We start from the raw sequence: 22,515 nt of genomic DNA on the forward strand, positions 1-22,515 counted from the left end.
TTCACGGCAAATGGCATTGGCTTTCCGGCTGATCGGCGCCGAGCGTATCGAGCACGCTGCGCTGATGCAGGTAGCCCGGCTGCGGCGACACCGAGACGATCGCCATCGGCTGGGCGATCAGCACCGGCTGGCGCAGCTGGTGGTCCCAGCCGCGGAAGCTCACCGGCACCCCCTTGAAGGCAGCCAGCTGAAATTTCGGATCGACAAGGAAGGCGGAAATCGCTGCCGGATCTGCCGACTTGGTTCGCGTGACCGCCTCTCCGACGGCGCGCACCGCGACCCAGGCCTGATAGTCGATCGGCCGCATGGTCCGCTTGGCGCGCTTGAAGAAGCGGCTCTGCAGCTGCGCCGAGCCCCAGGCATCCTGGGCGCGGTGCCAGGAGGTGGCGATCAGGCCCTGCGTGCCGGCGATGACCTTGGGATCCCAGGTGCGATAGCCGAGATAATCGCCGAAATCGGCCTCCTCGTCGGCCACCACCATGATGTCGTAGTCGATGCCGCGGCTGAACACCAAGGCATCCGATTGGGTGATGCTGTCGCCGCGGGCGCGGGCGAGCGGGCCGAATTCCCAGGCCTTCTCGGCGACGAGAGTGAGGCCGAATTTCTTGGCCGACTGCTTGAGTGCATCGGCATAAAGCTTGTCCGCCCCGGTCGGCCCAAAGGTGAGAAAGAGCTTCATCCAACGCTTGGTCGCCAGATATTGCACCAGCGCATCGGTCAGCATAGCCCGGCTCGGCGGGATGTGGAACAGATTGGCGCGGCAATCGGCGCCGCGCAGCCTGTCATCCTGCGCAGCGGCATTGAACACCAGCACCGGACGCCCCTTGAGGGCGTCGGCGACAGCCAGGAGTTCGTCCGCCGTCAGAGCGACGACCAGGAATTTCGCTCCTGCATCGACCAGCCTGACGGCCGCCTCCACCGGCGACTGGCCCTTGTCCAGCACGGCCTGGTCCAGGACATAGCGCTGGCCGGAAAAGCGCCCCGTGGTGTTGTTGTCGTCGATGGCAAGCCCCGCGCCGGCAACGGCCTCGTCTTCCGGGGTAGGATCGAGTTCGTAAAGCGCAGGGGGCGGAGCCTTATGGGTCATGACCCCGATGCGGATTTCGAGCGGTTCGGCCGCCCTTGCCGCGCCGCAGGACAGCACAGCCACAAAGACGAACAGCAAGGCTGCCATCAGGCTGGACAGGCTTTTTGAACTCGCAGCCGGCAACACATTTCGCTCCCGAACGCGCAGGCCTCTGCGTGCCTGCACATCGGCAAGCTTACGCATTGCAATTGAAGGACGTCAACTTAATATACCTAAGAAAATTATAAGCTGAATACAGTCTGTACTAGCTTTCGTGTTCATGGCAATTTTTACAGAACGTGAACTGATATGCTCTCATAGAATATTCTTATTTACAAAGGGACTACTGTGCTTGATTGGATGTCCCTGATTGTAGGAACGCGTCGGCGCAGCTTGCAGTATTGGAGCGGAAGACCTCGCGGCCAACTGCGGCAGACAGGCGTGACGGCGCTTGTTCTGCTGGCAATGGCTGCCGCTCTGCCCTCGCACGGCCGGGCCGGTGAGGCCGGTAAGGCCCTGCTCGCCCTGCCCTTCGGCTATCTCGACACCTCCGGCGAAGCATCCGACCAGAAGGAGGCCCATGCCGACCGGTTGAAGGCGATGTCGACCCGCCTGACCGACCGGCTGCAGGCCGGCGGCTCCTATCGCATCGTTCCGGCCACGCCGGGAATCATCGCCTGCGCCAGCAACGACCAGGATTGCCTGCTGGGAGAAGCGCGCAAGGCCGGCGCGGATCTCATCCTGACTGGCGCCGTGCACAAGACCAGCACCCTGATCTCGGCGATCTGGGTCGGTGTTTTCGATGCCAAGGACGGCAAGCGCACGTTTTTCCGGCAGATCAGCTTCCGGGGCGACACCAACGAGGCCTGGCAGCACGCCACGGATTTCGTCGCCGGCCAGTTGCAGGAAGAAGCGCGGCAGGCGCGTTGAAAATCGCATGGTTGCCGCCGACCGCCCATGCGGGCATTGTTAGGAAACAAGAAGGGGAAGTTGCGCATCGTGACCCGTTTGCTCGTCAGTGTCGTCGACAGCGCCGAGGCGCGGCTCGCCCTTGCGCATGGGGCCGATCTCATCGACGCCAAGGATCCGGACGCCGGCGCCCTGGGCGCGCTGCCCCTTGCTTCCATCCGCAGCATTCATGCCAGCCTGCCCGAGGGCATCGTCACCAGCGCCGTTGCCGGGGACGACGATGATGTCGAGCGCCTGGCCCGCAGCGCCCTGTCGGTCGCCACCACCGGCGTCACCTTCGTCAAGCTCGGCCTCGGCCGTGCCATGGCCCGACCCACCGGTGTCGCCGCGCTTGGCCGGCGGCTCGCCGGGCAGGGACGCTTCATCGCGGTCCTGTTCGCCGACGAAAACCCGCCGCTGACTCTGGTGGCAGCGCTGCATGAAGCCGGTTTTGTCGGCGCCATGCTGGATACGAGCCAAAAAAGAGGCATCCGCCTGCCCGATCTGCTGACGATGGACCAGCTGGGTTCCTTCGTGGCGGACTGTCGCCAGCTCGGACTGATGTCGGGGCTTGCCGGTTCCCTGCGCATCGAGGACATCGACCGGCTCGCTGCCCTCAATCCCGATTACCTCGGTTTTCGGGGCGGGCTTTGCCTGGCCGGCGACCGGCGCGGCCAGCTCGATCCCCTGGCCATCGGCCGTGCGGCCTACCGTCTTCAGGCCATCCGGCAAAGCCGGCAGGTTGATGGCGAGCAGGCCGCATGAGCCTGACCGTGGTCAAGATCGGCGGCAGCCTGTGCGGCTCGGCCCGCCTAGAGCGGCTGCTCGCTCAGCTCGCCTGTGAAACCGGGGCGCCGCTGGTGCTGGTGGCCGGCGGCGGTCCCTTTGCCGATGCGGTGCGCCAGGTGCAGGCGGCCATGCCCTTCGACGACGGGCTCGCCCACCGCCTTGCCCTCGACGCCATGACGCATCTGGCCGAGATATTGGCCACCCGCCACCCGCGGCTGACGACGGCCGGAGACAGAGAGGCGGTCAAAGCGGCGCTCCGCCAAGGCAGGCTCCCGATCTGGCACCCCGCCGAGCTGCGCGCCGGGCATCCCGATATCGCCGAAAGCTGGGCGGTGACCTCGGACAGCCTGGCGGCCTGGCTGGCCACCGAACTCGGCGCCGACAGGCTGATCCTGGTCAAGTCCGTCGACGCTCCAACAGCATCGACACCCGCCGCCCTGGCGGCAGCCGATATCGTCGATGCCCATTTTCCCCGCTACGCGGCCCGGTTCGCCGGCTCCATCCTGGTGGCGGGGCCTTCCGCCGATGCCGGCTTTCCCGCCCTGCTCTCCGTCCCCTGCGAGGCTTCATGAGCCGGCGTTATCAACAGCCACGCCTTGCCTGGGCCCTCACCGGTTCCGGCCATTACTTCACAGAATGCCTGGAGCTGATCCGCGAGGTGGGCGAGTGCGATCTCTTCGTCACCCGCGCCGCGGCCGAGGTGATCCGCATGTATCGCAAGCAGTTCGATGCGCTCCCCAAGGGCACGCGGCTGATCAAGGACACCACGGCCAGCGCCGCCCCGGTCGGCGCCTTCTACCATGGCGACTACCATACGCTGGTGGTGGCGCCGGCGACCTCGAACACCGTGGCCAAATGCGTGTTCGGCATTTCCGACACGCTCGCCACCAATGTCTATGCGCAGGCCGGCAAATGCCGTATCCCCTCGATCGTGTTCGCCTGCGACACGGCACCGGAAATGGAGACGCAGGCCCCCTCCGGCATGGTCAAGGTCTATCCGAGGCGCATTGACCTCGATAATGTCGAGCGGCTCAAGGACTTCGAGGCGACGACGGTGGTCGAAACCTATGAGAGCCTGCGCCAGGCGCTGCTGGAAAGGCTGAAATGCGTGAACGCCTCGCCCTGATCACCGGCCACCTCAGCCGCGCCAGGCTCGAGCGCACGATGACGGCCCTGGGCCGGGTCTCCTTCGACTGGCTGATCCTTGACGCCGGCGTCAAGGTCGCCGCCCTGATGACGGAGGAGATCATCCGGCGGCGCATCGCCTTGCCCGAGGGCGTCACCCGCATATTGCTGCCCGGCCGCTGCCGGGCCGACCTCGAGGCCCTCTCCGGCCATTTCGGCATTCCGGTAGAGCGCGGCCCCGATGAGATCGCCGACCTGCCGGCCTTTCTCGGCCGGGGCGGCCATCCGCCCGATCTCTCGCGCCACGACGTCACCATCTTTTCCGAGATCGTCGAAGCCTCGCAGCTTTCGCCCGAGCAATTGCTGGAGCGCGCCCGCGCCATGGCCGCCAAGGGTGCCGATGTCATCGATCTCGGCGCGCTGCCCGATACGCCCTTCCCGCATCTCGAAGACAGCATCCGCCTGCTCAAGCAGCATGGTTTCAGGGTCAGCGTCGACAGCGCCGCTCCCGCCGAACTCAGGCGAGGCGCCGAGGCCGGCGCCGATTTCCTGCTGAGCCTCAACGAGCACACGCTCGATCTCGCCTTGGGCACACAGGCCATCCCCGTGCTGGTGCCCGTCGAACCCAGCGATCTCGCCTCGCTGCTGCGGGCCGTCGAGCGCATGGAAGAGGCGGGCCGGCCCTTCATCGCCGACCCCGTGCTCGATCCGATCCATTTCGGCTTTGCCGCCTCGCTTGCACGCTATGTCGAGTTCCGGCGCCTGAAACCGCAGGCCGAAATATTGATGGGAACCGGCAACCTCACGGAGCTGACCGAAGCCGACAGTCTGGGCCTCACCGCCCTCCTGATGGGAATCTGCTCGGAACTCGCCATCCGTCATGTGCTGGTGGTGCAGGTCAGCGCCCATACCCGCCGCACGCTGCAGGAGCACGACGCGGCACGCCGGCTGATGTTCGCGGCCAAGGCGGACGGTTCCCTGCCCAAGGGCTATGGCTCGGCCCTGCTTGCCCTGCACGACAAACGGCCGGTGGTGAGTTCGCCCGAGCAGGTGGAGCAGAATGCCGCGGCCGTGCGCGACACCAATTTCCGCATCGAGGTCAGCGATGACGGCATCCACGCCTATAACCGCGCCATCCATGCCCGCGGCACGGATGCCCTGGCCTTCTATCCGCAGCTCGACGTCGCCAAGGACGCGGCCCATGCCTTCTATCTCGGCACGGAACTGGCCAAGGCCGAAACCGCCTGGCGGCTCGGCAAGCGCTATGCCCAGGACGAGCCGCTCGATTTCGGCTGCGCCGCGGACAAGCCGGACGAAGACGCCACCGGTTTCAAGGCGCCGGGCCACACGCTGGCCGGCCGCAAGGAACAATAAAGATGCCGCGCATTCTCGAAACCGTCGTGACCACCCTCAATGCCGATGGCAGCACGCATCTGGTGCCCTTCGGCCTGATCGAGGAAGGCGAGCACTATGTCGTCGCCCCCTTCTGCCCCTCGCCGACCATCGCCAATCTGGAGCGCCATCCCTTTCTTGCCGCCGCGGCGCCGCTCGATATCAGGGTGATCGCCGGCTGCGTCACCGGGCGGCGCGATTGGGCGACCTGCCCCTGCGAGCGGATCGAGGGGGTCAGGCTGGCCGAGGCCTTGGCCCATATGGAGCTCGCGGTCGAGGCTATCGTGCCCGACGAGGTCAGGCCTCGCTTTCGCTGCCGCGTCGTCCACCAGGGCCTCCACCATCCCTTCCTCGGCTATAACCGCGCCCAGGCCGCGGTGCTGGAAGCGGCCATCCTGTCGACGAGGCTGCATATGCTCAGCCCCGACAAGATCCGCACCGAAATGGATTACCTCCGCATCGCCATCAGCAAGACGGCCGGCGAGGCCGAGCTGGAAGCCTGGCAGTGGATCGAGGAAAAGATCCTGGCCGGGCCGACACCAGCTGGTTCGTAGGGTCGAGACGCGATCCCCGAGCCGGGAACGGCTCTGTCATCCCCGGCGAGCCACATCGTGGCGAGGGAAGGGGATGACGGTCTGATCGGCCGCGAGCAGCGCGAGCGACACTGCCGGTGCGCAGGAGGAGACCCAGTAACTCTTCGCCCCCTCGGTGCTCGGCACCAGGTCGGCGAGATCGTGATAAGCGAGGCCCATGCGGGCCGCGAGCGCCTGCACCACGAAGCGGCCGACGCCGCAGCCCACCAGGGGCGGGCGTGCCGCACCTTTGCGGCGCGACAGGATGCGGGCCGCGGCATCGTGGAGGCGGCGCAGCTGCAGCTCGGCGAAATGAGCCGCCAGCTCATTCCAGACATGATCGGCGGCCTCGCCCGCATCCTGGCCGACGACGCGCGCCAGCCGGGTCCGCGTGGAGGCGAGGCTCTTGTCGCGGCCATCGGCCGTATCGTGCTGGTCGGCCTCCTCGGGCAAGGTACCGAGCAGGCGATGGACATCGGCGATGGTGGCGAAATGCTCGGCGACCAGCGTGACGTCCTGCCCCTGGAAGGGCAGTCTTTCGGCGAGCGACATCAAGGGCGTGCGCACGACGCCGGCATAGACCAGTTCGCCCGACGCCAGTCTCTCGGCATCGGTATAGCCGATGCCCGTGATTTTCCCGTCCTCGATCGGGATGAGATCGGAGGTGGTGGATCCGATGTCAATCAGCAGGGCATTCGGTAGACGGGACGCGACGAAGGCTGCGGTCGCATGCCAATTGGCCGAGGCGACATCCACCGCATGGGCAGCCGCGCGATGGGGCGGCAGGAAGCCCGCCCGTCCGCCATAGATGACGATTTCGCCCTGGCAATGCCGGGTGGCCCAATCGGTCAGGGCCGTCACGCCGGCGGCACGATCGTCGAACAGGGCGCTGAGCTCGCCGGTCATGGTCACCGCATGATGGCGCGCCTGCCGCGCCCAGGCCGGCAGAGCGGCAAAGGCTTCGTCGAGCACTTTGAGCCCCTGCCTGATCTGGTAGGGTTCCTGCGTCACTGCCTGGAGCCGGCCCTGTGCCACGCCGGCGACCTTGACGTGCACGCCCCCGAGATCCCAGCCCAGCACCAGGTCGTTCGTGGCGATCCCCGGATCATCATGCGCAGTGGAATCCATACCTGTCACTTTCACGGCCTGTTGCTTTCCCCATTCAAGGCGCCGTGCCACAAAGGGGTAGCGCCGCTTTCGAGTCGTCATCATGCCCGCACCGTATCGACAGGACAAAAGCCGTGCCTCGGCGGACGGGAGCGCCGGCGTCGAGATCGTGCCGGTGATCGATCTCCGGCACGGATCGGTGGTGCGGGCCAAAGCGGGCGATCGTGCCCTGTATCGGCCGATCGTCACGCCGCTCAGCCCGACGGCCGATCCGGTCGATGTCGCCACCGGCCTGCTCAACGCCGCGCCGTCGCGCCAGCTCTATGTCGCCGACCTCGACGGCATAGAGGGACGCGGGCGCGATACCGCCAGCCTGCGGCGCCTCGCCACCGCCTTTCCGACGGTGCGCCTGTGGATCGACGCCGGCATTGCCACCCGCTCGCAAGCGGAAGCCTTTCTCGATGAAGGCCTCGGCCTGCCGGTGCTCGGCTCCGAGAGCCAGAGCGACGACAGACTGGTGCGGGACCTGGCCGATCATGCCGTGCTGTCGCTGGATTTTCGCGGCGACGATTATGTCGGCCCGGACGCGATCCTCGCCACGCCGTCGATCTGGCCGGAGCGGGTGATCGTCATGACGCTGGGGCGCGTCGGCATGGGCAGCGGGCCCGACCTCGAGCGTCTCTCCGCGCTTCGCGAGCAGGCACCGGCCCGCTGCAGGCTCTATGCCGCCGGTGGCCTCCGGGACCGGCGCGACCTTGCCGCTCTCGCCAGCATCGGCATATCCGGCATTCTCGTCGCCTCGGCTTTGCATGATGGGCGCCTGTAATATCGGCCAGTATTGAAGGCGCGCCGTCATTGCGAGCGCAGCGAAGCAATCCAGCCCTGACACTTGCCGGCTTCTGGATTGCTTCGCCGCGCTCGCAATGACGATCCAAGTCTTGCAACAATGATCCAAGTCTTCGCCGGAGGAAACAGCGTCCCTCCGGCGAAATTTCAGCGTCCGAGAAAGACGGCGGCCAGCCGCCGAAGCAGGCCTGCAGGCATGGGCGCAGCAGGCGGCTCCTGCCCAGGGCTGTCCCCTATCTATGCAGCGAAGGGGTGCTTGACCTGCTCGCGCTTGCTGGTGGCCTCGGCCGCACTCGGCCAGCCATTGACGGCGCGTTCGATCGCCTGCTTGGTCGCTTCGTAGTTGTATTTCTGGATCTTGGCGTCGTCGTCCGCCAGCCAGTGGATGAAGACACCCACGCTGATGAAGATGTCGTCGGCCTCATCGGCGGGAATGGTGCCGTCGGCGACGCTGTCCTGCACCGCACGCGCCACGGCGTGCTGGGCCGGCCCGAACATCTGCACAGCCTGCTTGGCGCCCTTGATGGTCACCTTGTTGAACAGCAAGGTGTTGGGCTTGCATTGCAGGTTCGGAGCGATCACCGCCAGAAGCGAGGTGAAGCCATCCTTGTTGTTGGTGAGGGCATTGCAGAACGCCGTCTCCGCGGCCGAGCCGCGAGGACCCATGATCAGGTCGATATGAGCGACTTCATTGCCGTCGCCGACAAGGGATTCGCCGATCAAAACCTTCGTGATCTTTGCCATATTCGATAGTCCTCCCTGCGAGAACAAAGGCCCCGATCCCTTGGAACGGCGGCCGAGCCATCTATCCTTGTTTTCAGCGTTCGGCACGGCGCCGAACCGGTTGGCCAGATAGCTTTATGAGCGTAACCGCGCATCCCGTCACCAGCAAGCATCCGTTCAGGTGCCGGCGGCCGGAAGGCGCATGATTGCGGCGGCAAACAATGTCGCCACGGTGAAATCGGCGGAAGTTCCGGGGTTGAGGTCTCCTTTCTTCAGTTCGGCATCGAATGCCAGCAAGGTTGCGAGCGAGGCAGGGCCTGGCGGACCCGCCTCGATGATTTCGGCAGCGCGCGCCCGCACCGCTTCGGCCTGCTCGCGGCCGCGGCGGCGCTCGATATGCGTATCGGCAAAACGCGACAGGAAGGCCATGTGCACTGAAGTGGCGCACCAGGGCTCGTCGAGCCCCGCCGCCCGTGCCTGCCGGAGCGCCGGCAGGCCCGTCTCGAAGACGTCCTCGAAATCGGTGAGATAAGCGCGGGCAATGCGGTCGCGCCCGGCAGCCTCGCCCATCGCTTCGCGCAGGGTCGCGGTCGGCGGCTCGCGAACGTCGTGCCGGTCGGCGCTTCCCAGCCCGCCGGGCGACGCCAGGCGGATCGCCTCGAAGGCGTCGGCCGCATCGTTCCTGTCGAGCCCGCGCAGGACCTCGGCAAGGGCCGCCCGCAAGGCTCCCTTTGCCTCCGCGGCCACGGCAAGCGGCGCGCAGAGCAGCACGATGCCGAGATTGGTGTTCCAGCCGATCGTTTCGTGTGTTGCCCGGATCGCGCCGAGAATACGCGCCCCGACGCTGGCACCCGGTTGCCCGATCGCGGATGCGGAGGCCCGGGCGCTCGCTTCGAAATCGGCGACCCTGGTTTCGCCGATATCGGCGAAGACATGCACATTGCCGGGCTTCAGGGCCTGGAGCTCGGCCAGGCAGGCGTCCCTGTAGGCGCCGGCAAGATCGAGGCTGGGGCGATGATAGTTCATGACACGGCCACCATGGCGGGACGGTGGGCGGCATAGACGGCCTTCAGGAAGGCGCGGACGACGGCCTCGCTGATATCGACGTCGACGATGCTCTGCAGGCCGGACCAGGACGGCATGCTGTTGACTTCAAGCACCAGGAAGCGGCCTCTGTCATCCTCGATGAGATCGACCCCGCAATAGGCGACATCCACGGCCTGGGCCGCCCGCAGGGCGAGGCTCTCCGCCTCCTCCGGCATCTGCCAGCGCGACGGGCGCCCTCCCTGGTGCACATTGGTGATCCAGCCATCGCCCTCGCGCGCCATCGCTGCAACCACGCGGCCGCCGCAGACGAAGACGCGATAGTCCCGCCATCCTTCCACGTTCCGGCGCACGAAACGCTGCAGATAATAGACCCGCGCCACCTCTTCGGTCTCCGGGAGGTCGTCAGGCGCACCGATCAGGCGCAGGCCCTTGCCCTGCGAGCCGAACAGCGGCTTGAGCACTAGCGGCGCGTCCGCCCGGGCCTCGCGCCGCACGACCGCCGCCGCCGCCTCCCGGCTCGAGACCACGAAGGTGTCCGGCGTCGGCAGGCCGGCCCTGGCGATCAGCAGGCTCGTCATCGATTTGTCGACGCAGCGCTCGATGGCGCGCGGATCGTTCCACACCACCACGCCCGCGGCAACCAGGGCATGCAGCACGCCGAGCCGCATGGTGGTCGCCTCGAAGGTGCCGCCGGATATGGTCCGCAGCAGCACCCCGTCCGGCAATTCTCCCTCGAAGCCGGGTATGCGCAGCGGCTCGCCCCCGCCGGTGACCATGGCCACGTCAGCCAGGGAAAACAGCACCGGCTCGATGCCGCAGGCGCGCAGGGCGCCAAGCAGGCGGCCGCGATGCCATTCGCCATTGTCGGCCGCCAGACCGATGCGCAATCCGCGTCCCACAGGGTGTTCGACCGGGTTCAATTCGAGATGTCCTACCAAGAGTTCCTGCGAGATTTGTTCCTGCGAGGCCAGCGTTCGCTACGAAAAGGAGGCATCCACCAGATCCGGCATCAGATGGCCGCCGCGGAAGGTCTCGCCGTTCTCGAGCGCGGTGACGATGACCTCCGCCGGGCTGAACAGATGCGGGTCGATGGCATAGAAGTCTCCCTTGAAACGGCTGAAAATCTCGGCGAAGGGCTTGCCATGGTCGCGGGAGGTGGGGCTCGGCAGGGCTTCGGCCAGCGATTTGGCGGCCTGGGCCGTGCCGGTCACGAACAGGTGGACGCGGCCGCCATAGATGATGGCATCGTTGGTTCGGCCCATGGCGCGCACGAAATCCGGCGTGGGCGGCGCCAAAGGTGCCGTGCCCAGGCCGTCGACGATGTCGGCAAGCGGAAAGCCGAGGCTGTGCGCCTTGTGCAGCGCGACCTCGAGCACGCGGCTGACGACCTGGGTCGCCCCGGCCAGGCTCTGGGTCGGCGCATAGATGAAGGTGAGGGCTTCGGGCGCCAGCCGCGTCGCTTCGGCGACATTGCGCACCACAGCCTCCGGCGGCGGCGAGGCGGTTTCCAGGATCAGGACGGCACTGTCGGCATCGTCGCTGTAGCCCAGTTCCACGAAAAGAGGTTCCACCCGCGCGGCAGCGCGTCCCGGCCCCGAGCCGAGCGCGAAATAGGCCTCCTTGCCGCTCCCGGCGCGCAGGCTCCAGCCGGCATATTGGCAGCCGAGGCAAGCCAGGACGGGATTGGTGGTCTGCACATTGACGGAAAAGGGCCAGCGCTCCACCGGCCCCGTGGGCGCGATCGACACGCGCCCCAGTCCCGCCAGGCAGATCTCGGCAACCCGGCGCCCCGCCTCGATGGAACCGGGAACACCGGCGCCGGCATCGATGAAGCGGCACCCGCCCGGTCCCGCGCTAACGGTCAGCCGCAGGCCCGCGGCATCGGCGACGAGGCTGTCGACCAACGGTCTGGCCAGGGCATTGACGCTTGGGGGCTGCAGGAAAATCGTCACGCGGGAACTCTCTCCTGTTGAACGAGACGGGTGATGTCGGCACCGCGCCGGTGGAGCAGGCGTCGAACCTCTCTGATGTCCGTGCCGGTGGCGGCGACGGTGCAGACCGGCGCGCCGGCCTCGATCGCGCCGCCGCGCTCCGGCCGGTCCGCCACGTAAGCGGGCCATGCAATCTCCGGCACCTTGGCGATACGGCACGGAGCGTAGACGATCATGGTGCCGGCTGCCTCCCGGGGCGCAGCCTCGACCTCGCCCAGTTCGCCCCGGCTCGCACGGCAGTGGCGCTCGAACAGCGGCGTCTCGCGCCGATCGAGGCAATCGAGCGTGGCGCCTGGGCGTGGATTGACCTCCAGCAGCCACCAGCGGTCCGGCGCCACCATCAGGTCGGCGCTGGCGAGGCCCCGCAGCCGGGTTGCCGCCACGATCCGGCCGATCGCCACCTCGATCTCGGGGTCGATCGCCAGCGGCCCGCCCGGCTCGATGGCGCCGCCATAGCGCCAGGCGGCGCTCCGGCCGGGCGAGACCCATTGATGCGTGCGGGCGACCATCTGCGCCCTGCGGCCGTCGGCGAGGAAAGCCACGGAAACCGGCTCGCCCTCGACCACCCGCTGCAGATAGCTTCCAGGCATCAGCCTGTCGGGACGGGCCTTGCGGATATGACCCCCGCCCGAACCGCCGCGGCGCTTGGCAAGCCAGCCCGAGGACGAGGCGACCGGCCCCAGCCGGATCTGCGGGTGGGCGATGCCGAGCTCCGCCAGCATGCGGGCAAAGCCCGCGGGATCCTTCAGGCAGGCCACCGTATCGGCATTCGCACCGATCAGGCCGAAACGCTCGTCGATGGCCTGGATCAAAGCGGGGCTGGCTTCGAAACCGCTGCCGAGGACGACGCCGAAAGGCAGATCGGCGCTGGCAAGAGCCAATTGGTCCAGCGCGTCCAGGATGGCGATCCCGGCGACACCCGTACCGAACCGACCCTTGACCTGCCGGTAGTCCGCGGCCAGGGCTCTGGTATCGCTGTCGCCGAAAAGGTCCACGACCAGCGGCCTGTAGCCCGCGCGCCGGGCAGCAGCGGCGAGAGCGCGGCCGGACTGGGCAGCGATCAGGACGCAGGCGCCCTCACCCTGCGATCTCGAGGGCAAGCTTGTACGCATCGCGAAAATCCAGGCTGATCGGTTTTTCGGTCGCCAGGAGGCGACGGAACAGGCCGAGTTCGGTCTTGTATTTGACGTTTCCGATCGCGAGCGCACCGACCGCCTGCGCCTTGCCATTGCCGAAGGGCTCGCCATTGGCCATCACGCCGACGCCTTCCAGTCCTGCCGGCGGGACCGCGTTGACGTCGGCTGCGACCAGCAGTCCCGGCACGGAATCGAGATCGGCGGCGGAAAGGATGTTCACCCCGGCGGGCCCGCTGGACAGCACGATTTCGGCGCCGGCGACCGCCGCACGGCGTGCCTCGGGCGTGCTGCCATCGGCATAGTCGACATCGACGCCGAAGCGCTGCTTGATCCCGGCGGCAATGTCGCTCACGCGCTTGGTGCCGTCATGGCCCGCCAGTACAGGCCGGCCGCCTTCGAGCGCCACCAGCACGCCGGCACAATAGGCGACGACGCCGGTCCCGCCGAAGATCACGATCTTGCGTCCCGCCAGTTCCCCGCCATGCTTGTCCCTGAGCACGGCCTTGACCTTGGCCACCATGGCCGCCCCGGTGGTGAAGGAGCCGGCCGGGTCAGTGAAAAGGTTGAGGGCGAAGGGCGGCACGAAGGCCTTCTTGGCGGCATCGAGCATGTCGAGCGCGAGGCCGCCATTCTTGCCGCCGATGAAGATCGAGGTGCGGCTGCCATCGCCCGGCGCCCGCGAGAAGATGGCGTCCTGCACGAGAGGCCGGATCTCCTCCAATGTCACGCCCGTATAGGGAATGACGACATCGAAACCGGCATCGACCGCCATGTTGACGTCGAAGGGACTCATATGCTTGAGCGGCGACAGCATATGCAGGATCGAGCGGGCCATCAGAACGCGAGCCTCCTCTGGTCACGGGCGATCCTCACCTGGGCACCCTGGTTCCGCCCGCGCACGATCTCCAGGCGGATGCCGGACGGCAGGCCGTCCGCCTCCAGTTCACCGACCAGCCGGCGTGCCTCGCTGTCGGAACCGATGATGACGAAACCGGTGGGGCCCCACGAACTTTGTCCGATGCCGCCAAAGCCCCGCTGCTCACAGGCGGTCAGCACCTTGGTGACGATAGGACTGGTGAAGCGGCCGCCCTGCGCCGATGCAAAATGATCCCCCACCACGCGCTGCAGCTCGGCCACGCCGGCACCGAAAGCCTCGACATCCCTGCCGGCCGCGGCCGGGAGGATGCGCATCAGGGCGAGCCGGCACAGATGAGCCGCGGAGGCCTCGGGAAAGGGCGGTAACTGGCGGAAGGCGCTGACTTCCGCCTCGCCATGCAGGCCATGGGAGGAGGTATCGAAGACCAGCAGCACCCGCCAGTCCTCGGGAAAGGGCAGGCGCGCGAGAATCGGGGGGGCGCGATCGTCCTCACCGCGCCCGCCATCGAGAACGAGACCGCCCTTTTCGAATGCGGCTAGGCCGGCGGAAGAGCGATTGCCCCTGTCGAGCGCTTCCGCAGCATCGCGCGCCCGAAAGGGCCGCCCGCGCAGTCTGGCGAGACCGGCCGCGACCGCCAGGGCGATCTGCGTGCCCGAACCGAGGCCGGCATGGGGAATGATGCTGCGCCGCAGCCGAAAATGGCCGCGCGGCTCCACCCCAAGATGATGCGCCGCCGCTTCGGCGTAGCGCAGCACGCGTTCGGCTTCCTCGCCCTCGGCGATCAGCCGCTCGGCATCCGACACGACGAGGTCCACGGCAGGGCTGCTCACGGCCAGGCCCAGGCTGCCGAAACGGCGGCCGAGGCCGCCATGAAGATCGAGAAAACCGAGATGCAGGCGCGCACTCGCCCTCACCCGGATCGAAGCGGGGTTTGTCGGGGAAGCGGATTCAAATCCGGGTAAGGTCGTTCCCTTCTGCTGATACATCGGCGCGGCCTCCCCAATAGGAAAATATCATAACAAATAAACATCGTTGGCAACGCAGCGATTTCTTAGAAATGTTCCATATTATTCTTATAAATTTGCCAGAGAGCGCCGAGGTACTTGGCCGAACGCTGAGGTGGTTGTTAGCTATAGCAAAAATGCAAGGCAGGAGACGACACACGGATGCGCGCCTGGATCGAAGGCCAGCCGGTTGATCAGCATGAGGCCATCGCCGCCGCGGCGCGGATGCTGGGCGGGGCGCGGACGCCCATCATCGGCGGCCTGTCCGGCGACGTTGCAGCGGTGCGCGCAGCCTACCGGCTTGCCTTCCGCATCGGCGCCGCGATCGACTGCGAGGGCTCGGATGCGCTCTATGCCGATCTCGGCGCCCTCGCCGCCCGCGGCGCGATGACCACCACCTGGGCCGAGGCGCGTGCCCGCGCCGATCTGCTGCTCGTGGTCGGGCGCAAGGCCGGCGCCAACCCCCTGCTTGACGAGCTCGTAGCAGCCCCCGTCCCGCTGGCCGGTATCGCCGAGCGCGAGGTCCTCACCTTGGCGGCCGACCGGGACACGCTCGCCGGGCATCTGGCCGTGCTGCGCGCCCTCGCGTCCGGCCGGCTGCCGCCCAGGCCGGAAACGGCAGAGCTGAACGAGCTGGCCGGCAAGGTCAAGGCCGCCCGCTTCGGGGTCGCGGTGTATGATCCGCAGGAACTGGGCGAACCGGCTGTCGGCATGCTGCAGGGCCTGGTCAAGGATCTCAATGAGGAGACCCGCTTTTCCAGCCTGCCGCTCGGCGTCCCGGCCGCGGCGCGGCTGGCTCTGGCGGTCGGCAGCTGGACGACAGGCGATGCGCCGCGCGTCGGGCTGGGACGGGGCTATCCCGAGCACGATCCGTGGCGCTTCGATGCCCGCCGCCTGGTGGCGAGCAAGGAGGCCGACGCGGCATTGTGGCTCTGCGCCCAGGCCCATGGCGAGGTGCCGCCGGCCGGCATTCCCAGCGTCGTGCTCTCTGGACGCCCCGACGAGGGGCAGGCCGGCATCGTGATCGAGGTTGCCGTTCCGGGCGAGGCCGGCACGACCGTCTGCTTCGACGAACGTCGCGGCACCCTCACAGCCATCGGGAGCGGCCCGTCCCCTCGAAACACCGGGGCCGCCGAGATCCTCGAGGCGATTCAAACCGCGATCGGCGAGAAAGGACCGGGATCATGCTGACGCGCATCGCGGGCGGACGCATCGTCGATCCGGTTTCCGGCCGGGACGGCAAGGCGGATCTATGGATTCAGGACGAGCGCATCGTCGAAAAACCGGTGCAGGCCGTCGCCGACAATGTGATCGATGCGCGCGGCTGCGTGGTGATGGCCGGCGGCATCGACGTCCATTCGCATATCGCCGGCGGCAACGTGACCCTGGCGCGCCTGCTGCTGCCCGAGCTCCATGTCAGCGAAACCGCCGGCGACCCTGCCCTGCCCTTTTCCACCGCCCGCTGGTCGGCCTTCGAGACCGGCCGCCTCTATGCGCGCATGGGCTACACGACGGTGATCGAGCCGGCATTGGCGCCCAGCGCCGCCTTGGCGACCCATCTCGAGCTCGACGACATCCCGCTGATCGACCGCGGCGCGCTCAGCGTGCTCGGCAATGACGACCAGCTGCTCTCGCTGCTCCGGCGCAAGGAGGGAGCCGAGGCAGTGCGCGATCTCACGGCCCTGACGCTCGCCACCTCGCGCGGGCTCGGCGTCAAGGTGATCAATGCCGGCGGAGCAGCGGCGTTCAAGGAGAATGTGCGCGCCTTCGGGCTCGACGATGAGGTGCCGAGCTATGGCCTGACCTCGCGCCAGATCCTCACGGCCCTGCTCGAAGCGACCACGGCCATCGGCGTGCCGCATCCCCTGCATGTCCATTGCAACAATCTCGGCCTGCCCGGCGCGGTCGATAGCCTGATCGCCACCATGAAGGCGGCGGAGGGGCGTCCGGTCCATTTCGCCCATGCCCAGTTCTACAGCTATGGCCGGCACGAGAGCGGCGGGATCGTCTCGGCCGCCGCCGAGGTCTGCGCGGCCCTGGCGGCGAACCCCAACGCGACCATCGATGTCGGCCAGGTGGTGTTCGGCCAGACCTGCACGATCTCGCTCGACATCCTCAGGCAGTTCTCCAGCCGCAAGGCCGGCCGGCCGCGCAAATGGATCCTGGTCGATGGGGATGCCGAGGGCGGTGGCATCGTGCCCTACCGCTATCGCCGCAATTCCGGCGTCAACGCCCTGCAATTTGCCATCGGCCTCGAACTCTTCCTGCGCTCGCCGGATCCCTGGCGGGTGCTGCTCACCACCGACCACCCCAATGGCGGTCCCTTCACCGCCTATCCCCGTCTCATCCATCTGCTCATGGACAAGGCGGAACGGGACCGCACCCTGGCGAGCCTGCCCGACATCGTGCGCGAGCGCAGCGGCCTCGCCGCGATCGAGCGCGAATACACCCTGACCGAGGTGGCGATCATGACCCGCGCCGCGCCGGCCCGCCTGCTCGGGCTGGCCGATCGCGGCCATCTCAAGCCGGGCGCCCGCGCCGACGTGGCTATCTACCGCGAGGATGCCGACCGCACCGCCATGTTCGCCTCGGCCGATCTGGTGCTGAAGGACGGTGTGGTGGTGCTGCGCAAGGGCGAGCCGCTGGGATGGCGCGCCGGACGCACCCTGACGCTGGCGCCGGGCTTCGATCCCGCCATGACGCGCCATGCCGACCGCTATCTCGAGGACCGCTTCGGCGCCGGCCTGGAGAGCTTTGCCGTGCCCTTGGAGGCCTTCGGCGAAAGAGATGTTTTCGAGGTCGAGCCATGTCTGACTTAACCAGTTCCGACTTAAGCAGCTCTGACCTGACGCTCAACGGCATCGCCATCGACGATACCTTCGCCGAAGCCTTCGGCATGGCTGCGACGGCGATCGTGCTGACGGCCGACACGCCCCGCTGGGCCGAAATCGCGGCGGCGAGCCTCACGGGCTTTGCGACCTCGGTGATCGGCTGCGGCGTCGAAGCCGGGATCGACCGCCCCCTCTCGCCCGAAGAAACCCCGGATGGCAGGCCGGGCCTGCGCATCCTCCTGTTCGGCTTCGACGCGGCCGGCCTCGGCAAGCAGCTCGCACGCCGTGTCGGCCAATGCGTGCTGACCAGCCCCGGCTCGGCCTGCTATGCCGGTTCCGACGGCACGCGGCGTCTCAAGCTGGGCGCCAATATCCGCTATTTCGGCGATGGCTACGAGACGGCCAAGGGCATCGGCGGCCATCGCTATTGGCGCGTGCCGGTGATGGACGGCGAATTCGTCTGCGAGCATGACACGGGCCTCGTCGAAGGCGCCGTCGGCGGCGGCAATCTGCTGTTTCTCGGCCGCGACCAGGCCGGCACCTTGGCGGTGGCCGAAGCCGCGGCCCGGGCCGCGGCAGCCATTCCCGATGCGATCCTGCCCTTTCCCGGCGGTATCGTGCGCTCCGGCTCCAAGGTCGGCGGGCGCACCAAGGGCATGATCGCCTCGACCAACGACGCCTATTGTCCGACACTGAAGGGCCGCGCCCGCTCTGCCCTGGCGCCCGAGGTCGGAGCGGTGCTCGAAATCGTCATCGACGGATTTTCAGCAGAGGCCGTGCGCGCCTCGATGAGAGCGGGTCTCCACGCGGCCGTCGAGGCGGGACCGCAGCACGGCCTGGTGCGTGTCACGGCCGGCAATTACGGCGGCAAGCTCGGCAAATACCACTTTCCTCTGCGCGAGTTGCTGACATGAGCGCCCTCACCTTCCGCCTGCGCGAAGCCCCGCCCGAACGCCTCGATCTCTCGGGCCTGGTGCCGCATCGCATCGGCGCCTTGTCGCTTTCGGACATTGAAAGGCTGCCGATCGGTACCTCGCGGATCGGTGTGGCGGTGGCCGATATCTTCACAGTCAGTGAGGGCGAACGCGGCGAAATCCGCTTCCAGGGCGGGTCATCCCGCTTCGATCTGCTGGGTGCCGGGCTCGAATCGGGCCAGCTGACGGTGGAGGGCGATGTCGGCCAGCGGCTCGGCCAGGCGATGCGGGGCGGCTCGATCGAGATCACCGGCAATGCAGGGCCGTTTGCGGCCAGCGCGGCGACGGGCGGGCTCGTGCGTATCGCCGGCCATGCGGACGAGCGTGCCGGCGGCGCCATCCATGGCGCGATGCATGGTCTCGACGGCGCCACCCTCGTGATCGAGGGCGACGCGGGCGACAGGCTGGGCGAGCGCATGCGGCGAGGGCTGATCCTCGTCGGCGGGCGAGCGGGCGACTATGTCGGTTCGAGCCTGATAGCCGGCACCATCATAGCTCCGGCGGTCGGCGACAATCCCGGCTATGGCATGCGGCGGGGCACCATCATCGCCGCCGAGCATGGCGTGCTGCTGCCGAGCCTGGTACCCACAGGCCGGCATCGTCTGGTGGTCGCCCAACTGCTGCGCCGCGCCGTGGCGCGAATCCGGCCCCAGTCGGCAGAGCTCGTCACCGAGCAGGCCGAGCGCCGGGCCGGCGACCTCGCCACGCTCGGCAAGGGCGAGCTCCTGATGCCCGCCTCATGAACGGGCGGGCAATCCTCCGGCGCAATCCGGCTACCGCCCGGCGGCTGGATCACAGGTGCAGCTTGATTGGAACTGTAAACCGGAACAGGCTGGCCTTGTCCGCCCACGCGAGAGGTATCCCAAAAGGCACACCGAGAGGCACCCCATGTGGATTCTCCTGACCGTCTGCCTGATCAGCGCGCCCGACAACTGCCGCGAGGAGCGCATAAGCTGGTCCATGGATACGCGAGACAGCATGGCCTGCCTGCTGCATGCACAGGAGACCATTGCACAGTGGCAATCCACACACCGGCAGTGGAAAATACGCAACTGGCGCTGCGTCACCAAGCGAGACCTGCCTACCGACATCTGAATTTTGCTGAGGCACCAGCCCCACACCTGCCCCCCCGATGGGAAGGGTAAGAGCGCCGATGCCACAAGCGGCATTTTGGTGGGCGGGTCCCCAGAGCTGCCTGGAAACGCAGCACTTAAAGGCGGGTCTGGGGGCCCGCCCGCCGCAGGTAGCGTTCAATTCGATAAGTCAGAAGACAAGGCGGGGCCAGCGGTCTTCGCGGCGTTTTACGTGCCGCATCCGGCGGGAATTGCGAGCACGCATTCGCGGGAAGCCTGAACAAATGAGCGTTTGCGTCCGAATGCACCTTGCGCCTGGTGTCCCAGCCTTGCGTCTGCGTCCCGGCTGGGCAAATGTGCAGCGGCAGCCGGCTGCAATGCCCGGAACAATGCTGGTTCATGGTGGTATGGGATCGATTCGAGGCTCTCTCTCCCTTCTGATCGCCGGCGCCGCCATGCTGACCCTGCTGGCGGCAGGCGGCCTGCTGTTTGCCGTGCGCACCTCCGATTTCGCGGTTGAGCGTCTTACCGTGTCGCAGCGCCGGCTCGATCTGCTGGCCGAGGCCTCCGGACGCCTGACCGACTATGCCTTTGCTGCCATCGACAGTGCCCAGACCGCCACCTCAAGCCGCCTGCGGCTGACCGCTCTGAAGAATCAGATCGATACCGTGCTGACGGCGGCCGGGGCCGATCCCTGGCAGGGCGAAACCATCCCCGGCCGCGTCGAGACGCCGGAACGCATGCTGGCCCTGTTGCGCGCGGACATCGCCAGTCTGGATGCGTCCATCGCGGCGGGGCTCGAGCAGGCGGACACGGCAGCACGCGGCGATACCATCCGTGGAGCCCTGAACGGCTTCGGCCTCAGCGCCGGTCCACGCCTGTCTGCGCTGGTGGAAGCCGAGCGCCAGGCCGTCAAGCTGGCCCGCGAGGACATCGCCCGCACCTCGCAGCGCCTGACCGTCGCGGCCATCGCCGCGGCGGTCCTGGCCATTCTCGTCGCCATCCTGCTGCACCAGCGCATCACCAGGCCGCTGCTGCGCCGCATCAGCGCCATCGACGATGCCGCCATCGCCATCGGCCGGGGCAAGCTCGACACCAGGCTGGCCGTCGGGGCGCGCGACGAGCTTGGTCTGCTGGTGGCCCGCTTCAACCGCATGGCGGCCTCGCTGGCCAGGCGCGAACAGAAATTGTCACAGGACAGGGCGGCGCTCGAGAGAATCGTGGCCGAACGCACGGCCGACCTCACCACCGCCAACGAAAGACTGGCCGGCATCGACCGCTCGCGCCGGCGCTTCTTTGCCGATGTCAGCCACGAGCTGCGCACGCCGCTGACCGTGGTGCTCGGCGAATGCGACATCGCCCTGCGAGCGCCTTCGATCACCCCCGAGGAGACCCGCACCACTTTCGCCACCATCCGCCAGCGTGCCTTCCGCCTGCATCGGCGGGTCGAGGACATGCTGCGCGTGGCGCGCTCGGAAAGCGGCGAGATCACCCTCGATTTCCGCCGCATCGACCTGGCGCGCCTGCTGGGGGATGCCGTGGAAAGCTATGCACCCGTGGCCCGGCGCCACCAGCTCGAAATCGCGCTCGCCCTCCCCGAATCGCCCGGCGACATCGTCGCCGACGGGGATTGGATCCGTCAGGTCGTGGAAGGGTTGATCGACAACGCCGTCCGCCATGCCAAGGGGGCCACGCGCATCGAGGTGCGGCTGGAGGACAGCCCGGACGCCGCCGCCATCTTCGTCAGCGACGATGGCTGCGGCATCCCCGCCCAGGCGCGCGAGCAGGTGTTCGAGCGTTTCGTCAGCCGCGACGGCGCCGCCTCTTCGGGCTTCGGCATCGGCCTGGCCCTCGCGCAGTGGGTTATCACGCGACATCACGGCAGCATCGTTATAGCATCGGATCCAAGCACCGAGCGCGGCACGCGGGTGGCGATCACGCTGCCCCGCGCCGCCGAAGGGAATACGCACACAGGATTTGCATCATGAATGTATTGCTCGTCGAGGATGATGCCGACATCGGCTCGATGCTGAGCCGAGGCCTGAAGGTGGAGGGATTCGACGTCACCACGGTCGAACGGGCGGACCAGGCCCTCGACACGGCCCGGGACATCAATCCCTGCGCAGTGGTGCTGGACATGATCCTGCCCGACGGTTCGGGGCTCGACGTCTGCCGGGCCTTGCGCGAGACCGGCTATACCGGGCCGATCCTGTTCGTCAGCGCCAAGGACGAAGTGCAGGACCGGGTCGACGGCCTCACGGCCGGCGCGGACGACTACATCGTCAAGCCCTTCCAGTTCGATGAACTGGTGGCACGGCTGCGCACCCATCTGCTGCACCGCTCCGGCAGTTCGGATGAGCATGAACGCCTGATCGTGGGACGCCTCGTGCTCGACCATGAGACGCGGCAGGCCCATTACGGCACCGTACATGTGCGGCTGACGCAGCGGGAGGCCGAATTGCTCGCCCTGCTGATGCAGAGCGCCAACCATCCCGTCTCGCGCGGCGAGATCTTCGACCGCCTCTGGGCCACGCAGGGAGGCGTCTCGCTCAATGTCGTCGATGTCTATGTCGGCTATCTCAGAACCAAATTCGCCGACATCACCCGCGTCGGCGGGCCGCTGATCGGCACGGTTCGCGGCCGGGGCTTCATGCTCGACATGGCGGGCAACCGATCGGGGCGGTGAACGGCGGCTGCCGCCCTGCCGAACCCGGCGTTCCCCCTGCCTGTCGGGATTCTTTTCGCGCCGCAAGCGGTGCGACACAAAACCCGATCGTTTTCACTTGCGGTATTGATCGAAGACGTGGATAGTGTTGTTGGTAATGATCTTGGCAAAAGCCAAGATTAATACTTATAAATTCCTTATGAAAAAGGTCACAGGCCAAGCAACGGAGGAATTGCAATGCGTTGGAGCAAACCGGAAATCATCGAATTCTGTGTCGGAATGGAAGTGACGGGCTATATGTCCGATGAGGATCTGCCGCCGGAATTCTAAGTTGAACCGGCGACAGCAA

At 67.3% G+C, this 22,515-nt stretch carries 24 protein-coding genes; 15 read left to right on the plus strand and 9 right to left on the minus strand.

The features are described 5' to 3' along the window. Position 1: 1 nt before the first annotated feature. Positions 2–1,210, minus strand: a complete 1,209-nt coding sequence (locus C5L14_RS19330) for an ABC transporter substrate-binding protein (protein ID WP_245443435.1) — start codon at positions 1,208–1,210, stop codon at positions 2–4. Positions 1,211–1,507: 297 nt separating this feature from the next. Here C5L14_RS19330 and C5L14_RS19335 point away from each other — a divergent pair, with 297 nt between their 5' ends. The 6 genes from C5L14_RS19335 (at position 1,508) to C5L14_RS19360 (ending at position 5,874) form a co-directional block, all read left to right on the plus strand. Next, complete coding sequence (locus C5L14_RS19335) at positions 1,508–1,996, plus strand: DUF2380 domain-containing protein (protein ID WP_181161252.1); 489 nt, start codon at positions 1,508–1,510, stop codon at positions 1,994–1,996. 69 nt (positions 1,997–2,065) lie between these two features. Next, on the plus strand, positions 2,066–2,779 hold the full coding sequence (locus C5L14_RS19340; RefSeq protein WP_245443436.1) for a (5-formylfuran-3-yl)methyl phosphate synthase: 714 nt from the start codon (positions 2,066–2,068) through the stop codon (positions 2,777–2,779). After that, positions 2,776–3,375 (plus strand): uridylate kinase, encoded by a 600-nt coding sequence (locus tag C5L14_RS19345; protein ID WP_105863717.1) that lies wholly within the window; start codon positions 2,776–2,778, stop codon positions 3,373–3,375. Before C5L14_RS19340 ends, C5L14_RS19345 begins: the two co-directional genes overlap by 4 nt. Continuing rightward, the gene (locus tag C5L14_RS19350) at positions 3,372–3,929 is read left to right on the plus strand and encodes a flavoprotein (RefSeq protein WP_105863718.1); all 558 of its coding nucleotides are present in this window, start codon (positions 3,372–3,374) and stop codon (positions 3,927–3,929) included. Before C5L14_RS19345 ends, C5L14_RS19350 begins: the two co-directional genes overlap by 4 nt. Continuing rightward, a complete protein-coding gene (locus C5L14_RS19355; protein ID WP_105863719.1) occupies positions 3,908–5,302 on the plus strand; it encodes a DUF6513 domain-containing protein in 1,395 nt (464 codons plus the stop codon). Before C5L14_RS19350 ends, C5L14_RS19355 begins: the two co-directional genes overlap by 22 nt. 2 nt (positions 5,303–5,304) lie before the next feature. Next, positions 5,305–5,874 (plus strand): DUF447 domain-containing protein, encoded by a 570-nt coding sequence (locus tag C5L14_RS19360; RefSeq protein WP_105863720.1) that lies wholly within the window; start codon positions 5,305–5,307, stop codon positions 5,872–5,874. Positions 5,875–5,910: 36 nt separating this feature from the next. Here C5L14_RS19360 and C5L14_RS19365 read toward each other — a convergent pair whose 3' ends face one another. Further along, positions 5,911–7,035 (minus strand): hydantoinase/oxoprolinase family protein, encoded by a 1,125-nt coding sequence (locus C5L14_RS19365; RefSeq protein WP_342588419.1) that lies wholly within the window; start codon positions 7,033–7,035, stop codon positions 5,911–5,913. A 67-nt stretch (positions 7,036–7,102) separates the two neighbouring features. On the opposite strand from C5L14_RS19365, the gene C5L14_RS19370 reads away from it, so the two are divergent. Next, complete coding sequence (locus C5L14_RS19370; protein WP_105863722.1) at positions 7,103–7,825, plus strand: HisA/HisF-related TIM barrel protein; 723 nt, start codon at positions 7,103–7,105, stop codon at positions 7,823–7,825. Between the two features lie 257 nt (positions 7,826–8,082). On the opposite strand, the gene fae is transcribed toward C5L14_RS19370, so the two are convergent. The 7 genes from fae to C5L14_RS19405 form a co-directional block, all read right to left on the minus strand. Continuing rightward, positions 8,083–8,589 (minus strand): formaldehyde-activating enzyme, encoded by a 507-nt coding sequence (gene fae / locus C5L14_RS19375; protein WP_105863723.1) that lies wholly within the window; start codon positions 8,587–8,589, stop codon positions 8,083–8,085. Between the two features lie 156 nt (positions 8,590–8,745). Then, entirely contained in the window at positions 8,746–9,594 is an 849-nt protein-coding gene (locus tag C5L14_RS19380) for a triphosphoribosyl-dephospho-CoA synthase (protein ID WP_105863724.1), read from the minus strand. Beyond that, entirely contained in the window at positions 9,591–10,502 is a 912-nt protein-coding gene (locus C5L14_RS19385) for an ATP-grasp domain-containing protein (RefSeq protein ID WP_105863725.1), read from the minus strand. The genes C5L14_RS19380 and C5L14_RS19385 overlap by 4 nt, the downstream gene beginning before the upstream one ends. A 90-nt stretch (positions 10,503–10,592) precedes the next feature. Then, positions 10,593–11,567: a methenyltetrahydromethanopterin cyclohydrolase gene (mch, locus tag C5L14_RS19390; RefSeq protein WP_245443437.1), complete on the minus strand. Its 975-nt coding sequence runs from the start codon at positions 11,565–11,567 to the stop codon at positions 10,593–10,595. Continuing rightward, positions 11,564–12,718 (minus strand): ATP-grasp domain-containing protein, encoded by a 1,155-nt coding sequence (locus C5L14_RS30665; RefSeq protein WP_105863727.1) that lies wholly within the window; start codon positions 12,716–12,718, stop codon positions 11,564–11,566. Before C5L14_RS30665 ends, mch begins: the two co-directional genes overlap by 4 nt. Next, a complete protein-coding gene (locus tag C5L14_RS19400) occupies positions 12,684–13,577 on the minus strand; it encodes an NAD(P)-dependent methylenetetrahydromethanopterin dehydrogenase (protein WP_105863728.1) in 894 nt (297 codons plus the stop codon). Before C5L14_RS19400 ends, C5L14_RS30665 begins: the two co-directional genes overlap by 35 nt. After that, on the minus strand, positions 13,577–14,605 hold the full coding sequence (locus C5L14_RS19405) for a beta-ribofuranosylaminobenzene 5'-phosphate synthase family protein (RefSeq protein WP_105863729.1): 1,029 nt from the start codon (positions 14,603–14,605) through the stop codon (positions 13,577–13,579). The genes C5L14_RS19400 and C5L14_RS19405 overlap by 1 nt, the downstream gene beginning before the upstream one ends. Before the next feature lie 180 nt (positions 14,606–14,785). On the opposite strand from C5L14_RS19405, the gene C5L14_RS19410 reads away from it, so the two are divergent. The 8 genes from C5L14_RS19410 to pqqA all read left to right on the plus strand — a co-directional run bounded on the left by C5L14_RS19410 (position 14,786) and on the right by pqqA (position 22,496). Beyond that, complete coding sequence (locus C5L14_RS19410; RefSeq protein WP_105863730.1) at positions 14,786–15,814, plus strand: formyltransferase; 1,029 nt, start codon at positions 14,786–14,788, stop codon at positions 15,812–15,814. Next, positions 15,808–17,442 (plus strand): formylmethanofuran dehydrogenase subunit A, encoded by a 1,635-nt coding sequence (locus C5L14_RS19415; RefSeq protein WP_105863731.1) that lies wholly within the window; start codon positions 15,808–15,810, stop codon positions 17,440–17,442. Before C5L14_RS19410 ends, C5L14_RS19415 begins: the two co-directional genes overlap by 7 nt. Beyond that, the gene (gene fhcD, locus C5L14_RS19420; RefSeq protein ID WP_105863933.1) at positions 17,430–18,368 is read left to right on the plus strand and encodes a formylmethanofuran--tetrahydromethanopterin N-formyltransferase; all 939 of its coding nucleotides are present in this window, start codon (positions 17,430–17,432) and stop codon (positions 18,366–18,368) included. Before C5L14_RS19415 ends, fhcD begins: the two co-directional genes overlap by 13 nt. Beyond that, positions 18,365–19,171 (plus strand): formylmethanofuran dehydrogenase subunit C, encoded by an 807-nt coding sequence (locus C5L14_RS19425; protein ID WP_105863732.1) that lies wholly within the window; start codon positions 18,365–18,367, stop codon positions 19,169–19,171. The genes fhcD and C5L14_RS19425 overlap by 4 nt, the downstream gene beginning before the upstream one ends. A gap of 145 nt (positions 19,172–19,316) precedes the next feature. Next, complete coding sequence (locus C5L14_RS19430) at positions 19,317–19,523, plus strand: hypothetical protein (protein ID WP_105863733.1); 207 nt, start codon at positions 19,317–19,319, stop codon at positions 19,521–19,523. A gap of 385 nt (positions 19,524–19,908) precedes the next feature. After that, a complete protein-coding gene (locus tag C5L14_RS19435) occupies positions 19,909–21,489 on the plus strand; it encodes a sensor histidine kinase (RefSeq protein ID WP_105863734.1) in 1,581 nt (526 codons plus the stop codon). Further along, on the plus strand, positions 21,486–22,187 hold the full coding sequence (locus C5L14_RS19440) for a response regulator transcription factor (RefSeq protein WP_181161253.1): 702 nt from the start codon (positions 21,486–21,488) through the stop codon (positions 22,185–22,187). Before C5L14_RS19435 ends, C5L14_RS19440 begins: the two co-directional genes overlap by 4 nt. Positions 22,188–22,403: 216 nt before the next feature. Further along, positions 22,404–22,496: a pyrroloquinoline quinone precursor peptide PqqA gene (gene pqqA / locus C5L14_RS30975; protein WP_105863735.1), complete on the plus strand. Its 93-nt coding sequence runs from the start codon at positions 22,404–22,406 to the stop codon at positions 22,494–22,496. The last annotated feature ends 19 nt before the right edge of the window (positions 22,497–22,515 follow it).

The sequence above is a fragment of the Labrys okinawensis genome (assembly GCF_002982075.1).
Lineage (GTDB): Bacteria > Pseudomonadota > Alphaproteobacteria > Rhizobiales > Labraceae > Labrys > Labrys okinawensis_A.

What these genes read in the sequence shown, in the direction of transcription:
- C5L14_RS19345 (WP_105863717.1), top strand. Translation starts at nt 2,776, where the DNA reads ATGAGCCTGACCGTGGTCAAGATCGGCGGCAGCCTGTGCGGCTCGGCC.
- C5L14_RS19350 (WP_105863718.1), top strand. Translation starts at nt 3,372, where the DNA reads ATGAGCCGGCGTTATCAACAGCCACGCCTTGCCTGGGCCCTCACCGGT.
- C5L14_RS19355 (WP_105863719.1), top strand. Translation starts at nt 3,908, where the DNA reads ATGCGTGAACGCCTCGCCCTGATCACCGGCCACCTCAGCCGCGCCAGG.
- C5L14_RS19360 (WP_105863720.1), top strand. Translation starts at nt 5,305, where the DNA reads ATGCCGCGCATTCTCGAAACCGTCGTGACCACCCTCAATGCCGATGGC.
- C5L14_RS19370 (WP_105863722.1), top strand. Translation starts at nt 7,103, where the DNA reads ATGCCCGCACCGTATCGACAGGACAAAAGCCGTGCCTCGGCGGACGGG.
- fae (WP_105863723.1), bottom strand. Translation starts at nt 8,589, where the DNA reads ATGGCAAAGATCACGAAGGTTTTGATCGGCGAATCCCTTGTCGGCGAC.
- C5L14_RS19380 (WP_105863724.1), bottom strand. Translation starts at nt 9,594, where the DNA reads ATGAACTATCATCGCCCCAGCCTCGATCTTGCCGGCGCCTACAGGGAC.
- C5L14_RS30665 (WP_105863727.1), bottom strand. Translation starts at nt 12,718, where the DNA reads ATGCGTACAAGCTTGCCCTCGAGATCGCAGGGTGAGGGCGCCTGCGTC.
- C5L14_RS19400 (WP_105863728.1), bottom strand. Translation starts at nt 13,577, where the DNA reads ATGGCCCGCTCGATCCTGCATATGCTGTCGCCGCTCAAGCATATGAGT.
- C5L14_RS19405 (WP_105863729.1), bottom strand. Translation starts at nt 14,605, where the DNA reads ATGTATCAGCAGAAGGGAACGACCTTACCCGGATTTGAATCCGCTTCC.
- C5L14_RS19410 (WP_105863730.1), top strand. Translation starts at nt 14,786, where the DNA reads ATGCGCGCCTGGATCGAAGGCCAGCCGGTTGATCAGCATGAGGCCATC.
- C5L14_RS19415 (WP_105863731.1), top strand. Translation starts at nt 15,808, where the DNA reads ATGCTGACGCGCATCGCGGGCGGACGCATCGTCGATCCGGTTTCCGGC.
- fhcD (WP_105863933.1), top strand. Translation starts at nt 17,430, where the DNA reads ATGTCTGACTTAACCAGTTCCGACTTAAGCAGCTCTGACCTGACGCTC.
- C5L14_RS19425 (WP_105863732.1), top strand. Translation starts at nt 18,365, where the DNA reads ATGAGCGCCCTCACCTTCCGCCTGCGCGAAGCCCCGCCCGAACGCCTC.
- C5L14_RS19430 (WP_105863733.1), top strand. Translation starts at nt 19,317, where the DNA reads ATGTGGATTCTCCTGACCGTCTGCCTGATCAGCGCGCCCGACAACTGC.
- C5L14_RS19435 (WP_105863734.1), top strand. Translation starts at nt 19,909, where the DNA reads ATGGGATCGATTCGAGGCTCTCTCTCCCTTCTGATCGCCGGCGCCGCC.
- C5L14_RS19440 (WP_181161253.1), top strand. Translation starts at nt 21,486, where the DNA reads ATGAATGTATTGCTCGTCGAGGATGATGCCGACATCGGCTCGATGCTG.
- pqqA (WP_105863735.1), top strand. Translation starts at nt 22,404, where the DNA reads ATGCGTTGGAGCAAACCGGAAATCATCGAATTCTGTGTCGGAATGGAA.